Raw genomic sequence first — 15,921 nt, forward strand, 5'->3', positions numbered from 1 at the left:
ATTATTTGTTACCCAAAAGTGCAACGATCACACCGAAAAGAGCAACACCTTCAACAAGTGCCGCAGCGATGATCATGGCAGTCTGAATTTTTGAAGCAGCTTCCGGCTGACGAGAAATACCTTCCATCGCTTTACCACCGATTTGACCGATACCAATACCAGCACCGATAACTGCTAAACCTGCACCTAATGCAGCAATACTTCCAACCATTGTTTTTAAATTTAAATGAATATAGTGTTATTATTAATTACAAATTATTAATGATGATGCTCTTCAACAGCGCTGCCAATAAACAACGCGGTAAGCATTGTAAAGATGAAGGCCTGTAAGAAAGCTACCAGCAACTCAAGCACATCGATAAACAAAGCGAAAGCTATTGATACCGGCGATACCCAAAGTGTCTGGAATATAAAGATTAATGAAATCAATGCCAATACGATAACGTGGCCCGCCATGATGTTTGCGAACAAACGCACCATTAACGCAAAAGGCTTTGAAATGATACCGGCAAGCTCAACTATCCACATGATAGGGTAAAGCCAAAACGGAACGTCAGGTGCAAAAATGTGTTTCCAATAGTATTTGTTACCATTAAAATTAACTACGATAAGGGTAATAACAGCAAGCACCATGGTTACCGCTATATTACCGGTAAGGTTTGAACCTCCGGGGAAAAACGGCACCATACCAATCAGGTTATTGATCAGGATAAAGAAAAACATGGTTAACAGCAGCGGCATAAAGCGCGCGTATTTGTAACCGATGTTCGGCAGCGCTACTTCGTCACGAATAAACAGGATAAGCGGCTCCAATAATGATTGCAAACCTTTAGGCGCTTTACCTACGCGCTTTTTGTATGAGCCGGCTACGCTAACAAATATAATGATCAGCAATATTACCGACATCCACATGGAAAACACGTTGCGGGTAATTGACAAATCAAAAATCTTTGCGGTTTCATCAACGGTTGTACCATCGGCGCCAACAACTTTAATTTTGTCTTTAATTAAAGCATAATTGTGGTATTTACCCTGGTGGGCTTTCTCACCATGCTCGAATTCAGAAGCCGAAAATACTTCCAGTCCGCCGTCTGTATAAAGTATAACAGGCAAACCAATAGCAACCTTACCACCTATGTGAAAATAGTGCGAATCGGCAATGTGTTCAAGAATGGCTTCATTAGGGTCAAATTTTTCCTTTTCTTTACTTTCAACAGTTGTTGATGACTCATTTTTTTCTTGTACAGCGTTAGCATTTAACGTTACAAATAGCGAAAAAACGCCTAAAATGATGCTTAAGGTAATTTTTTTTGAGTTCAAAATATGGCTAAAATCCATTAGCAGAGAGATTTTTACTTTAATTTTTGGTTGCGCAAGGTACGTAACAAACCGTAAATTTCAAAGGCGAGGTTAAAGAAATATACGTAAAAAAAATTAGCAACAAATATCACCCCATTTACTTTGATTTTAACTAAAAAAAACAGGCAAAAAAACATGCAGGTCAAAAGCTTGATCATGGTTGCCCCAAGGAAGGTTTGAGCATATATTTCCTTGTTAATTTTGGTTACCATCAATATGGAAACAATGGTGATAAATGTGAGCCCGGTTACAAAAGCATATATCATCCAGAAATGAGGATCGAGCCAGGCGGCATGTGTTGATTTGCTTAACAGAAATGGCGGCACAGCTATGATAACTGCAAACAGCAGGAACGATAAAATAACAGTGTGCAGTTTCAATTTTTAACAGATCTGATGACGATAAACAAAGCAATGAATACCCCGATAAGGGCAAGTATGGCAGTAGCCCATTTTACATCATGTTTGCCGGCTTCATCAATTTTATAACCGGCAAATGTAAAAATGCCAATGATAACCACCATCTGAAAACCGATGCTGCTGTATTTAGCATAAGCGCTTAAAGGCTTGCCTACCTCATCTTCGTTATTTTGTTCATTTTCGGACATGCGCAAATTTATTAAACCTATTGCATAATCTTTAGTATTTTAGCAATGCTTTTTTAACTACCATATAGCATTGAGGCGATTATCATCATCCTATAAACCAAACACCAGCATTTTTTTTCTGTTTGCAGTTGTATTGATAGCGGCCGGTTGCTCGCTTGAAAAACAAAGCGGCTTTAACCGCACCATGCAAAACCTCACTGCTCACTATAACATATTATTTAATGCTAACGAAATTTTAAGGCTCAAGCAGGAAAGCTACGCAGCATCCTTTCCCGATGCCTATAGCGAGCTATTAAATGTTTACCCCGATACTACTGTACAAACAGGTACGCCTGACAAGGACCTGGAAGAAGCCATTGTAAAAGCCAACAACATCATCAGCATAAAAGAACAGAGCCACTATTTGGGCGATGCCTATTTGGTGTTGGGCAAAGCAAGATATTTAGAAGCTAATTATTTTGATGCTGTTGAGTATTGTAATTATGTAACCCGTTCGTTCGGCAAGCAAGCTAATTTAAAACAGGAGGCTTTGGTATGGAAAGCCCGCGGGCTTATGTACCTTAACCAGTTACCTTTAGCTAAGCTGGTAATTGATTCGGCCATACAGAATATCAACCCTAAAAAAAATGTTACTGCCGATGTTTACGCGAGTAAGCTGCAATATGATATTCTAACCCAAAACTATGCCGAAGCCGAAGAGATGGCTAAACTGGCCATTAAATACAGTTATATCAGCAATCTCAAACTCCGCTGGATCTTTATCCTGGGCCAGTTACAGGAGCTTAACCTCAAGCCGGCCGATGCCTACGAAAGCTATACCCGCATAGTTAAAAGCAACGCCAGTTTTGAAATGGCATTTAATGCCAACCTTAACCGAATCCGCATCCGCGACAATCAAAACGGTGTTAAGGCCAGTAAGATCGACCTGTTACGTGCCCTGCTTAAGAATGAAGACAATACTGATTTTTACGACCAGATCTATTACCAGATTGGTGAACAGCAGTTTAAAGCCGGCGAAATCGACAACGCCCTGAAAAGTTACAAGAAATCGGTGCGGGTTAGCACCAAAAATCAAAACCAAAAAGGGCTTTCGTATTTACGTATTGCCGATATCAACTTTAAAAACAAGGCCGATTACGTAAGTGCCAGGCTTTATTATGACAGTACGCTCAATAACCTGTCGATAAATTACCCGGGATACCGGATCATCCGCAAAAAGGCCGATAACCTGCAGATCCTTACCCGTCTGCTTGAAACCATCTCGCGCGAGGATACCCTGCAAATGCTTGCCGCTTTGGATGATAAAACCCGCGATGCCCGTATAGATGAAATGGTAGCCCGCAAAACACGTCAGCAGCAACAGGCCGCTTTGGAAGCCACCGGTGCCGCTGCCAATGTCAATAACGGCACTATGCCAAATACCTTCGACAGGAACAGTAATTCACCTTCCTCCAATAAAAACAGCGGTAGTACATTTTACTTTTACAACAACAGCGCCGTAAGCCAGGGCTATAACGACTTTAAGCGTTTATGGGGCAACCGAAAGCTTGAAGATAACTGGCGCCGCAGCCGGCGTTCAAATACTGGTATTCCTACAGCCAATACCGGCATTGGCTCACAGGTTAATGATCCGGATGCTCCGGTTGGTAGCGTAGCGTACAATAGCACAAATGTATCGGCCGGTACTTTCAGGCAGGACTTGGTTAAAAACCTGCCTCTCACCCCTGCCCTTTTGCAGCAATCCAATTTCAAGATCTACAACGCTTATTTTGAAATGGCCAATTTTTATCGTGATGTATTGGAAGATAAAAAGGAAGCCATTGCCACTTACGAAACTTTGCTTAGCCGCTTTCCTCAAAGCAGCGATAAACCTTCTATCTATTATAACCTTTACAGACTTTATGCCGATATCGATGCGACAAAATCAAACGATTACAAGAACAGGCTGCTTAAAGAGTATCCGGAAAGTGTATTTGCTAAAGTAATTCTCGATCCGGATTATGCACGCAAGCTGGCAGATGTAGATGCTGTATTTAACGGCTTTTATAACGAAGTGTACGATCAGTATGCTCAAAAGCAATACGCAAAAGTGATTGAGAAAGCAAATGATTTGCTTAACAAATATCCTGACAACCGGTATGCAGCGCAGTTATACTATCTGAAAGCTATTGCTGCCGGGCATATGGAAAAGTTGCCGCCATTTCAGGCCGATCTGCAGTTAATCGCCGCAAAATATCCGCAGGATAAGCTCATCGCCCCACTGGTCAACCAACACCTGGCCTATATCGATTCGAACAAGGTCGAAATAGCTGCGCGTCCGGTGGTATTATTTAATGATGATCCTAACGAGGTCCCTTTTACCCCACCGGTAGCATATCAAAAACAAACAGAATACCGTCCGCCATATACCCCATCGGCACAAAATGTAACTCCCCAGGAGCGCCTGCCCGAACGGGACACGCATATAATAGCCGGGGCTAAAACATCGGCACCACAAATTCAGCAGGCTGCAATTCAACAACCAAAACAACTTGCCGTAGGCCAGATCCCTTTACCGCAACACCAAATGCCGGATACTTCAAGGGATATAGCCACGCAGCCGGCACCTAAACAAAAAGATACTGTGGCTACGGTTCACCCGGCCGCCATTAACAATACACCAGCGGTAAACTACATATTCAGCAAGCGCGACAGCAGCAACTATTACTTTGTGATAAATGTATCCAGTGGTACAACTAATCTGGCTTCTACACGTTTTGGAGTAGGGCAGTTTAACCGTACACGATACACCCGCAGCGAAGTAATCCACCACGTTAAAAGCGTTGGCGAAAATAACCAGCTGATATACGTTGGCCGTTTTTACAGCCTTGCCGATGCTAAAGATTATGCACGTACCATTGTACCTCTGCTACCCGATATTATGAAGGTTCCAAAGGATAAATACAGCATTTTTATCATTACCAAAGAAAATCTGGATAAATTAGCAACCCAAAGTATATTGGATAGTTATTTTGACTACTATCAGAAATTTTATTAGAAAATGAGAACCACTAACACAAGGTTTAACTCGAAAAATCAACTCCAGCCTGCAGATATAAGAAGATACAACTGGTACATATGGCGAATTGTGCTTGGCCTTTTTGCTTTTGTTGTTATGATGATAACACTCACTATTTTTGATGTGTTTGGTCAGCTGCCTTCGTTCCGCGACCTGGAAAACCCCAAGAGCAACCAGGCTACAGAGATCATCTCGTCCGACAAACAGGTATTGGGGACTTACTATATCCAAAACCGCTCAAACGTTACTTACCGCGAACTGTCACCAAATGTAATTAACGCTTTGGTTGCTACCGAAGATAAACGCTTTTATGACCATTCAGGCATTGACTTTGGCCGAAGCTTTACCATTTTCGCGCATTTGCTCATCGGGCAAAAGCAGGGTGGCAGTACCATAACGCAACAGCTGGCGCTTAACCTTTTTTCAGAACGATCTGCCAATCCATTCAAGCGGATCATTCAAAAACTACAGGAGTGGGTTACAGCTGTTAAGCTTGAACGTCATTACACCAAAGAAGAGATCCTCACTATGTACCTTAACACGGTCGACTTTGGTGCTTATAACACTTATGGTATCAAATCGGCCGCGCGCACTTATTTTAACACTACGCCTGATAAACTAACACCCGATCAGGCTGCCCTGTTAATAGGCATGGTTAACGGCCCCGGCATTTATTCGCCTATCCGTCACCCGGATAATGCACTTAAAAGGCGTAACCTGGTACTAAACCGTATGGCCGAACAAAATTACCTGAGCGAAGGCCAGGTTGAAGAATATAAACGCAAGCCACTTGGCCTTGATTTTCACCAAAACAATCACTTTGACGGCCTTGCTCCTTACTTCCGTTCGGTATTGAAAAAAGAGCTTCAAAAGATCTTTAAAGAACAGAATATTAACCGCCCTGATGGCTCACCTTATGATCTTGACCGCGACGGCTTAAAAATATATACCACCATTGATGCCACCATGCAGCAATATGCCGAGGATGCGCAGCGTGATTATATGAAAGATTTGCAGGCCCAGTTCAATGATCACTGGCGCGGCCGTAACCTTTACAAAAGCATCCACAACTTCAAATTTTTGCTTGACCAGGGCATGCAAAAATCCGACAGGTACAAGCAACTGAAACAACAGGAAAAATCTGACGAGGAAATTGAAGAAAACTTCAAGACCAAAACCATGCTTAACCTGTTTACCTGGCACGGCAATATCGATACCATGATGAGGCCAATTGACAGTATTATCTACTGTAAAATGCTTTTGCGTAATGCTCTCATGAGTATGGATCCCACAACCGGCTATGTTAAGGCATGGGTTGGCGGCACCAACTTTGAACATTTTAAATATGACCAGGTAAAGAATGGCACCCGCCAGGTAGGTTCAACAGCCAAACCATTTACTTATGCTGTAGCTATCGACAACGGCTACTCTCCATGTATGAAAATCAATAACGTGCCTGATACTATCCGTGGTTATGGCGCGCCGTGGTGCCCGCGCTCGTCGCCATCCGAAACTTTGCCGGGCTTTATTACTTTAAGGCAGGCACTGGCGCACTCACAAAACTGGGTTACGGCCCACGTTATGGGCGAGGTTAAACCAGAACCTGTTGTTGATCTGATCAAAAAGATGGGTATTACAACCAATGTTCCGCCTTATCCTTCAATTTGCCTGGGTACGTTTGATGCTTCTGTGTTTGAGATGACCGCCGCTTACTCCGCTTTTGCCAACCACGGCCTGTGGACAGAGCCTACTTATATTTTACGCATTGAAGATAAAAACGGCAACGTATTGTATACCCATACTCCGCGCGTGGTGCAAGCCATGAACCCGCAAACGGCTTATGTGATGACCTATATGCTTAAAGGTGTTATTGAAGATGGTACCGGTTCAAGGTTAACCTATAAATACGGGTTACGCAACCCAATAGGTGGTAAAACCGGTACAACCCAAAACAATTCAGACGGTTGGTTTATAGGTATAACTCCACAGTTGGTTACCGGCTTATGGACAGGTTGTGAAGATCGTGACATCGCCTTCCAGAGCACCCGTTTGGGCGAAGGTGCCAACAGTGCCCTGCCGATATTTGCCATGTATATGAAAAAGGTATACGCCAATGCAGCCTTAGGTATTAAAAAGAATGTTGATTTTGATGCTCCTGCAAACGGTGTAAGCATCATATTGGATTGCGGAGCCTATAACCAGCAGCAGCAGGGAACTACTGAGGTGGATAAGAAATTGGGATTTTAATTATTTTTGTTCGGGTAATCCCCATCGTCATTGTCAATTTAAAATATGTCATTGCGAGCGATAGCGTGGCAATCGCGAACTAAGCAGGTCGGCCCTGTATAGCATGCGATTGCTTCGTCGTTCCTCCTCGCAATGACATATTTTAGATTAGTAATGACATTTTCATTAAAACCAATAATTCAGTGAGTGAGAAATTTGATTATAGGGCAGCTTTAAAAAACATTCCTCACAAACCCGGGGTTTACCAATACTGGGATAGTGAGCAGGAACTGATATATATTGGTAAGGCCAAGGACCTGCGCAATCGGGTTGGGTCGTACTTTAACCAGGATATTCATATCAATGCCAAAACACGGGTACTGGTATCCAAAATCCGTGCTATAACTTTTACTATCGTTGACACCGAGGTTGATGCCTGGCTGCTGGAAAACAGCATGATCAAGAAGCATCAGCCTCGCTACAACGTCATGCTTAAGGATGATAAAACCTATCCATGGATCATCATTAAAAACGAAAATTACCCACGCATCTTCTGGACCCGCCGTATAATCAAAGACGGCTCCAAATACCTTGGCCCTTATGCATCGATAAGCATGATGCATAACATTTTAGGGCTTATTAAGGAAACTTATCCTCTACGTACCTGCAACCTGCAGCTTACCCGCGAAAATATTGATAAGGGCAAGTTTAAAGTTTGTTTGGAATACCAATTGGGTAATTGCAAAGGCCCCTGCCAAAACTATCAAACCGAAGAAGACTATGATAACAGCATCGAAGAAATTAAGGATATTCTGAACGGGAAGATTGGTGCAGTTCTTCGTCGCTTAAAAAATGAGATGGAAGCGGCTGCTATGGAAATGAATTTTGAGCTGGCCCACCGGCTTAAACGTAAGTTTGAACTCCTTGAAAACTACCAAAGCAAATCAACCGTTGTTAACTCATCTATAACCGACGTGGATGTGTTCAGCATTGCGTCAGAGGAAAAACTGGCATTCGTAAACTTCCTGAAGGTGATGAATGGTACCATCATCCAAACACAAACCATCGAACTAAAAAAGCGACTGGATGAAAGTGACGAAGAGTTGCTTACACTGGCCATATCCGAGTTCAGGAGCCGTTATAACAGCGACAGCAAGGAAATCATCGTACCGTTTGATATCGATCTTGAGGACCATCCAAACATCAAATTCACGGTACCAAAACTGGGCGAAAAACGCAAATTGCTTGACCTTTCGCAAAAGAATGTACAGTTCTTTAAGAAGGAAAAGATTGACCAGTACGAGAAACTGAACCCCGAGATCCGCACCGAACGGTTGCTCACGCAGATGATGAAAGATCTGCGCATGAACCAGCTGCCACGCCATATTGAATGTTTCGATAACTCTAACTTCCAGGGCAAATACCCGGTATCGGCCATTGTAGTGTTCAAGGATGGAAAGCCCTCCAAAAAAGATTACCGGCATTTTAACGTAAAAACCGTTGAAGGTCCTAACGACTTTGCCACTATGGAAGAAGCTGTACACCGCCGTTACCGCCGCATGCTGGATGAAGGAACAGAATTACCGCAGCTGATCGTGATTGATGGAGGTAAGGGCCAGTTATCATCGGCCATGCATAGCCTTAAGTTATTGGGTATAGATAAAAAGGTAACCGTGATAGGCATTGCCAAACGCCTGGAGGAGCTTTATTATCCCAACGATCAGTACCCCATGTATCTCGACAAAAAATCGGAAACACTTAAAGTGATCCAGCACCTGCGTGATGAGGCACACCGTTTTGGGATCACCTTCCACCGTAAAAAGCGCGATAAGGGCACATTGGTAACAGAACTTGAGCTGATAGAGGGCATAGGCAAAACCACAGCCGAAAAGCTGCTTAAATACTTTAAATCGGTAAAGAAGATTCGCGAAGCTAACGAGGAAATGCTACTCGAAGTAGTAAATCTTAAACAGGCCAAAGCCATATTGACGTATTTTAATACAGGAGCAGAAATTAAGCAAGGATAGCTCCCAGATTACTACGCCTAAAATAACAAAGGCCTGGTTCAATCAACCAGGCCTTCTTTATATATTGATGTTTGTGATTTTTATTACTGGGCGATGTAAAATGATTTTTGATCGCCATCCTGATAAACATGGATTGATTTTTTAACTACCTGTTTGTCGGTAGTGATCTCCATAGTGTATTCACCATCTTCTAAACCGGTTAACACATAACCTTTGCTTACATCGGTTTTGCTTGGCACAATGTCTTTCAATAAAAGCTCATTTTCTTTATTGTAAACTTTTACTACTGACTTTCCATTTTCAGTTTTTGCAAAGTTCACTTTCAGACCGCGATCATGATCAAGGGCTTTAAAGCTTACAACTTCTTTGGCTTTAGGGGTAACATCGATTTTGTCTTCGTCGGCTTTGGCTGCTGTAGTAGCAAATACACCTGCAGTTAATAATACAAATAAGGCTGATAATTTTATTGAGGTTTTCATGATCGTAAGGTTTTAATGTTTTAAATATGTTGTGTTGTTGTTTTCAATGATCAAATGAACAACATATATTTTGATCGCTAAAAAGTGTTATACCAGCTGTAGATATAAATAGACAAAGCCTCAAAAACACTCGGCAAACCCTAAAAAGCCCTTGTTTACTATTATTTCAGGCGTTGGTCGGAATTTTGGGGGAGTTGGTAGAAAGGAGTAAGCGATTGGTCATGCGTGGGGTGAAAATCGCATATGAAAAGAGATAAGCAATTGTTATCCTGTTAAATGTTTACCGGCTAAATAAGCACGGCAGCAGGTGCGATGAAAAATCTTAGCCGCCTTCCCGATAAAACAGATCTTAAAACAAAACAGGCGATGAAAATTCATCGCCTGTTTTATAATCTTGTTAATCTTAATGTATTAGTACTGCCAAAGATTAAGCTCCCAGTCAAGAAGGGACTTTTTAACCCTTTCTGATTCGTAAAGCTTATCAATACCCTGAGCATAATCTTTTATACGCTCATCTTTGTCGTTACTTTCTTTTACGATATAACTGGTAAAGATGCGTTTTATAAACACGTCGTCAAAGCTTAAGCCGGTGGCATCACTGTTACGGCTAACCACTTCTTTGGTTGCAAGTACCGCGCGTGCTTCAGGAAAATAAATCCAAAAAGCGGGCTGAAAATCGATGTCGAGTGTACCTGTACCTTTAGGTTTAACCAAAGGAGCAATACCTATAATCCGGGGCTCAAATACCGAGCGCTGTTTATCAAAGATCCAATCTTCTTTAATGCGGAATTTAAGCACGCTATCAGGGTTAAACTCACCTGCAACAAGCGTAGATGATATAACGTTATTATCCTTATCGCGCTTTTCAACCACGCTGCTGTCAGATGCTAACCGGCCACGGGCCTGTGCACCTGTTAAAGGAGTAGTAAAACCATCGCCATTGGGGTCATCCTTTTTACCCGGGGTAGGGTCATATGCGGTAAGCTCGCCTTTGGCTATGGCATCAAGCAATACATCAATTAAACGGCCCTTGGGTGAAGCCAGGTACTGGTTCATCTTTTCGCGTACATCAATTTCGCGCCAAACGCGTTTGGCAAATGCCACATCATTTTCACGCAAATTAGGATACGGTGTAACCTTGGCGTTTAAAATATTGTTCTTTTTGTAATAGCCATCAAGCGGCCTGTCAAAAGGTTTTGCAGCAATTTTACTCGCAGTATCAAGGGGCTGCTGGCTGGTAACATTATCCGGCTGAACCTGTACAGGTTTCTGAGTTGTTTGCCTGGCGGTGGTGGTCTTTTTTGCCGGCGGCCTCTTGGTGCGCTTTTTTTGCGCATAAGCGCTTACACAAGCCAGGCACAGGATAACAACTAAAATTCTCTTTTTCATACGCGTTTAATTTGCGGATAATACAATCGGGTCAAGTGACCTCGGTGAATGGTCAGGACCTACCGCGATGATATCCTTAAATATAACAGTAGTTCCTGGTGTAACTGTATTTAAAGCACTATGCATAGCGCCGGTTAATTCACCGCCCGAGCCTGATAAAATAATGGCATCCTGGCGCGGTTTTACAACCAGCATAGTAAAGTGCGTTACATTAAATTTAGCATCAAAGTCAAAGTTATCCAGCTGGGCAAAAAGCCTGTCCTGTGCTCTGATATTAGCCGAACTGGTGTTACCTCCACTTTTACCTGCAAACTGTGGCTTAGGGTCAGGGATCCTTTTGATACGGAACTGTGTTGAACCCAATACCGCTCCTTTTGCACCACTAACAGAAATTGTAGCTTTGCCTATGCTGTTTACAATTGCTGTGTAATGCCCGCCCGAACCACTAAGAGAACCGGCACCACTAAAATGCACGTTTAAGTCGCTGGCTGCTACGCCAGGCGCAGATACCGAAATAGGATTCGGTACACCGATATAAAGTACATTCATTTTATCAGGAGAAATAACTGCCGAAGGCCTTGCAACTGTATATTCCTGCTTGAAAGGATAAGAGTCATTTTTACCGGTTGTATTGTTTTTAACCGTGATAAAACCTTCTACGGTATGTTTTCCTTCGCCGCTCGCGGTAATGGTATAATTACCCTTACCGTCTGTAACAGATACCCTGCTACCGTTAACAGTGATATCAGGGTTTGATTTTGAATCGTATGCTGTCAAAAAGATCTGGGCAGTATATGGCTGTCCTGCTATCACATAGCTGCTTGGAGCTACCACTACTGCGCTAAACTTATCGAGCGTAACCTGAGCCTGGTCAATTTTACCTAATAATTTCTTAACTACTTCGTTTTCGGCGTTTTTGCTATCAGCTTCAATTTTGGCTAAAGTAGTGAGGGCCGCGCCTAAAGGTATGCCATCCCCAAAGTTAGCTTCCTGCCATGATTTTCTAACATCCCCATGCGGTTTAGGCGCTACGGTATTTAGTGAAAACTGTACGCCTACACTGTCCTTACCTAAAGCTACCATTAACCTTTGGCGGGTTTCATCAATTTTAGCTTTCAGTTTCTCCCCATTTTTTTGATTGATCATGATACGGGGCGATATATCCAGGTTATCCCGTGCGTCAACGTCATCAATCTCCGGGTTAATGCCGCCGCCTTCCTGAATCAGCTTTGCTTTCAGCTGTTCAACGTAGGTATTTAATTCTGCAGCTATAGCACTTGCCTGTTTAGCCTTATCATAAATTGGTTTCGCCCGTTCAGCCTGTTCTTTCAATTTTGTAGCCTCAAAAGCGCTGTATGTGTTTTGCAAACCAGTATTAACATTCCTGGTTGATGCATCCAAACTATTCGTAATATTCTTAAACGCGTCCAACAGGCTATCCGGTACGTTAAGGGCAATGAGGCCCAATAGTACCAGGTATAGTATACCTATCATTCGCTGTCTTGGGGTTTCCTTACCTCCGGCCATCTATTATAAATCTTTTCTGGTAATCAATTAATTAATTATATTAAACACGCGGCTGGTTCATAGCTGTAAGCATGTTACCATAAATGGCGTTTAATGATGCCAGGTTCTTAGCCAATCGACCTACCTCTTCCTTAAACTGTTTTGAATCATCCATTGATTCATTAAAGTTGTTCATGGTAAGCGAAAGGTTCTGGTAAAATTTATTCATTGATTTTAAGTGCGCGCTTGAATCCTGTAATTCCAGCTCGTAAACCGCATTAAGTGCCGACAGATTTTTAGCTAATTGGGTAACCTGGTCATGGTAAGCTTTTGAATCAACATTTGAGTTAGCCATTTCAGTTAAATTAGCTGACGCCTTTTCAAAAGAAACACTTAGTTTTTCATAACTTGCGGTTGCATCTTTAACTTTGCTTGTAAAAGCAATAGTAGCTTCTCCCGCATCGGTAACACGTGATATAGCGGCTACCTTATCGCCAAATGTACGTAAACCATCACCAAGACTGCGTACCAGCTCAGGGCCAATTTTTGCATCTTCCATCATTTTATCCAGCGCAGCAGTTGTTGAAGGGCCTGTATTACCGACGCTCCTTACAGTTGCTTTTGGAAGTTCTCCCTGAAAGTCTTCATTTAATTCAGGATACACACGTGCCCAGTTAATTTCTTTATCTTCTCTCTGAAATCCTAATATAAAAAACAGTATAGCCTCAGTTATAAGTCCCCCTGCTATCCAGTATGTGGCACCGGGCCAATGCAAAATCTTAAACATTAACCCTATAATCACCACAGTAGCACCCCATGATACGATGTTGCCTATTCCGTAAGGTTTTTTCTTTCCAGCCATAATAATTCAGAAGTAAACTTTTATTTTTTAATTTGATTTGCTTGCGTTTAACTAACTCTCGATTAGCGTTTATCTGTAATGTCGCGCCCTAAATATTTGGTGACGCAGCGGAAACCGATATATGATTTAGCAGTGTCCTGGTATTCGTAGGTCCGGGTTGAGTTTTGAAGAAAATATCCGATATCTTTCCATGAGCCCCCGCGTACAACTTTACGTTTCAATATTTCGGGGTCGGTAGACTTAGCTTCGTAATTGAATGTTGGTGCGAGGTCATGTACAAATGTTGACGCTGATTCGTCAAAAGCAGATAATGTCCATTCGGCTACGTTACCCGCCATATTGTATAAACCATAATCATTAGGGAAATATGAACGTACCGGCACAGTATACGCGCCGCCGTCATCGGTATAATTACCACGCCCTGGCTTAAAGTTAGCCAATAAGCAACCTTTTGCATTTTTAATGTAAGGCCCTCCCCATGGATAATCGGTACCTATCCTGCCGCCACGTGCCGCGTACTCAAACTCGGCTTCCGTAGGCAAACTATAAGGTGCACGGTGCGGTAAATGGCGCTTATCTTTATAAGCGTCATTATAGCGCGTACGCCATACACTGTAAGCTCTGGCCTGCCTCCAGGTTACCCCTACAACAGGGTAATTACGGAATGCAGGATGTGAAAAATAACTTTCAACCATAGGCTCGTTGGCGGCATATGAAAAATCGCTTAACCAAACAAGCGTATCAGGGTATACCGCTACGGTATCACGAACAATGAAGTCGGAACGATGTTTTGTTTTATCGTTATGATGATCTGCAGCATCGCGCAGGGTAAACAAAGCATAGTTATATTTAAGTAAGCGCACGTCAACCTCATTACGGTCAAACACACGGTCATCACCCTGGTAGTACATACCCTGCAATTTTTGAGCATTGTTTGCCTGGTTGCTTTTACTGCTCCAGATTGGGTTTTTCTTCACAAACTCCCAGTTGATGAATTTTTTACCGCCATTATTATTACCGGCGCCACCTTTGGGCTGAATGAAATACTTATTATCGTTGATATAATTGGTAATGGCTATTGAATCGCGCACCCAGTTCACAAACATTTTGTACTGACTGTTGCTGGTTTCGGTTTGATCCATAAAAAAAGGAGAAACAGTAACCTGTTTAGTTTGGGCTATCTGGGCAAAGGTTACATCCTGATCAGTTTGCCCCATAAGGAAACTGCCACCCGGAATATAAACCATTCCGTAAGGCACTTCGGCCCTGAATGATCTTGCAGGAACCCCTACAACTTCCCCCCGGTCACCGCCTCCGCGGCCACAACCACTTAATACACCACCTGCTAAAACAATTATTAAAAAGTAGATCTGCTTCATTTTACAATCAAAATCAGTTATATAACTATAACACAATGCAACGTCCGAATATATTACATTTTACTCAATGTAAGCTATAAAAAACGATAATTTGGCTTCTTGAACCGATAAACTGTGTACTTATCTTCCCAATACCGCACAAAACGCTATATAATTAACAAACCGCTAACCAATTGTTAACATGACAATTAGTTAGCGGTTATACGGGTAAATATGGTAAAAAGTTGCAGCCTGGTTAAATAAATTTCTAATTTATTTATTTACAAGCTTAACATACTGCTCAATAGCCATTGTCATTGACGGCGCGCCGGGGGTTGGAGCTGGTATATCCAAAATTAAGCCAGCCTCAAGCACTGCCTTATGAGTAGTCGCCCCAAAAGCGGCGATGCGTGTATTGTTTTGCTTAAAATCGGGAAAGTTTTTATACAGCGATTGTATACTCGACGGGCTAAAAAATGCTATAACATCGTAAAACACATCGGCCAGATCGGAAAGATCACTGCAAACAGTACGGAAAAGCACTGCAGGAGTAAAGTTATAACCGTTTTCCAGCAAAAAACGCTGCGTTTCTTCGGCAGCAACATCCGAGCATGGATAAAGGAATTTTTCCGACGAATGCTTTTTCAAAACCTCCGCCAGATCAGCAGCGGTTTGCTTGCCAAAAAAGATCTTACGTTTACGGTACTGAATGTACTTTTGAAGGTAAAGCGCTATCGTTTCTGAAAGGCAAAAGTATTTCATTTCAACAGGCACCTCAAAGCGCATCTCTTCGCATATGCGAAAAAAATGATCGGCCGAATTGCGACTGGTAAAGATCACAGCGCTAAAATCAGCTAAATTGATCTTCTCTTTTCTGAAATCCTTTGCGGGCACACCCTCAACATGAATAAATGATCTGAAATCAATTTTCAGGTTAAGCTTTTTAGCCAGCTCGGCATAAGGATTTTTATCATTTTCGGGCTTAGGCAAAGTAACCAGTATGCTTTTAACCTTTTTCTTTCTATCTTCCAATTCAGTGCTTTTAATAAC

Annotated in this window: 13 protein-coding genes; 3 read left to right on the forward strand and 10 right to left on the reverse strand. The window is 42.3% G+C overall.

What is annotated here, in order from left to right:
• Position 1: 1 nt before the first annotated feature.
• From atpE to FHW88_RS10510, 4 genes are read right to left on the reverse strand one after another with little or no spacing between them, the layout of a single operon-like run.
• A complete protein-coding gene (gene atpE / locus FHW88_RS10495; protein ID WP_110585792.1) occupies positions 2 to 211 on the reverse strand; it encodes an ATP synthase F0 subunit C in 210 nt (69 codons plus the stop codon).
• 47 nt (positions 212 to 258) lie between these two features.
• The gene (gene atpB / locus FHW88_RS10500; protein WP_176625294.1) at positions 259 to 1,338 is read right to left on the reverse strand and encodes a F0F1 ATP synthase subunit A; all 1,080 of its coding nucleotides are present in this window, start codon (positions 1,336 to 1,338) and stop codon (positions 259 to 261) included.
• A 14-nt stretch (positions 1,339 to 1,352) separates the two neighbouring features.
• Positions 1,353 to 1,739 carry a hypothetical protein gene (locus FHW88_RS10505; protein ID WP_090530339.1) on the reverse strand — a complete coding sequence of 129 codons (387 nt, stop codon included), beginning with the start codon at positions 1,737 to 1,739 and terminating at the stop codon, positions 1,353 to 1,355.
• On the reverse strand, positions 1,736 to 1,966 hold the full coding sequence (locus FHW88_RS10510; RefSeq protein ID WP_090530342.1) for an AtpZ/AtpI family protein: 231 nt from the start codon (positions 1,964 to 1,966) through the stop codon (positions 1,736 to 1,738). Before FHW88_RS10510 ends, FHW88_RS10505 begins: the two co-directional genes overlap by 4 nt.
• Before the next feature lie 70 nt (positions 1,967 to 2,036).
• On the opposite strand from FHW88_RS10510, the gene FHW88_RS10515 reads away from it, so the two are divergent.
• From FHW88_RS10515 to uvrC, 3 genes are all read left to right on the forward strand, one after another.
• The gene (locus tag FHW88_RS10515; RefSeq protein ID WP_176625295.1) at positions 2,037 to 5,003 is read left to right on the forward strand and encodes a tetratricopeptide repeat protein; all 2,967 of its coding nucleotides are present in this window, start codon (positions 2,037 to 2,039) and stop codon (positions 5,001 to 5,003) included.
• Between the two features lie 3 nt (positions 5,004 to 5,006).
• Positions 5,007 to 7,271: a transglycosylase domain-containing protein gene (locus FHW88_RS10520; RefSeq protein WP_176625296.1), complete on the forward strand. Its 2,265-nt coding sequence runs from the start codon at positions 5,007 to 5,009 to the stop codon at positions 7,269 to 7,271.
• A 182-nt stretch (positions 7,272 to 7,453) separates the two neighbouring features.
• The gene (gene uvrC, locus FHW88_RS10525; protein WP_112653236.1) at positions 7,454 to 9,277 is read left to right on the forward strand and encodes an excinuclease ABC subunit UvrC; all 1,824 of its coding nucleotides are present in this window, start codon (positions 7,454 to 7,456) and stop codon (positions 9,275 to 9,277) included.
• Positions 9,278 to 9,360: 83 nt separating this feature from the next.
• Here uvrC and FHW88_RS10530 read toward each other — a convergent pair whose 3' ends face one another.
• The 6 genes from FHW88_RS10530 to FHW88_RS10555 form a co-directional block, all read right to left on the reverse strand.
• Entirely contained in the window at positions 9,361 to 9,756 is a 396-nt protein-coding gene (locus FHW88_RS10530) for a hypothetical protein (RefSeq protein WP_112653237.1), read from the reverse strand.
• Positions 9,757 to 10,167: 411 nt separating this feature from the next.
• Positions 10,168 to 11,145 carry a gliding motility protein GldN gene (gldN, locus tag FHW88_RS10535; RefSeq protein ID WP_091171862.1) on the reverse strand — a complete coding sequence of 326 codons (978 nt, stop codon included), beginning with the start codon at positions 11,143 to 11,145 and terminating at the stop codon, positions 10,168 to 10,170.
• 6 nt (positions 11,146 to 11,151) lie between these two features.
• Positions 11,152 to 12,672 carry a gliding motility protein GldM gene (gene gldM, locus FHW88_RS10540; protein ID WP_176625297.1) on the reverse strand — a complete coding sequence of 507 codons (1,521 nt, stop codon included), beginning with the start codon at positions 12,670 to 12,672 and terminating at the stop codon, positions 11,152 to 11,154.
• Between the two features lie 40 nt (positions 12,673 to 12,712).
• Entirely contained in the window at positions 12,713 to 13,513 is an 801-nt protein-coding gene (gene gldL / locus FHW88_RS10545) for a gliding motility protein GldL (RefSeq protein WP_090530363.1), read from the reverse strand.
• Positions 13,514 to 13,575: 62 nt separating this feature from the next.
• A complete protein-coding gene (locus tag FHW88_RS10550) occupies positions 13,576 to 14,892 on the reverse strand; it encodes an SUMF1/EgtB/PvdO family nonheme iron enzyme (protein WP_176625298.1) in 1,317 nt (438 codons plus the stop codon).
• Between the two features lie 252 nt (positions 14,893 to 15,144).
• Positions 15,145 to 15,903 carry a uroporphyrinogen-III synthase gene (locus FHW88_RS10555; protein ID WP_090530369.1) on the reverse strand — a complete coding sequence of 253 codons (759 nt, stop codon included), beginning with the start codon at positions 15,901 to 15,903 and terminating at the stop codon, positions 15,145 to 15,147.
• Between the last annotated feature and the right edge of the window lie 18 nt (positions 15,904 to 15,921).

Source organism: Mucilaginibacter sp. SG538B (assembly GCF_013376065.1).
Taxonomy (GTDB): Bacteria; Bacteroidota; Bacteroidia; order Sphingobacteriales; family Sphingobacteriaceae; genus Mucilaginibacter; species Mucilaginibacter rubeus.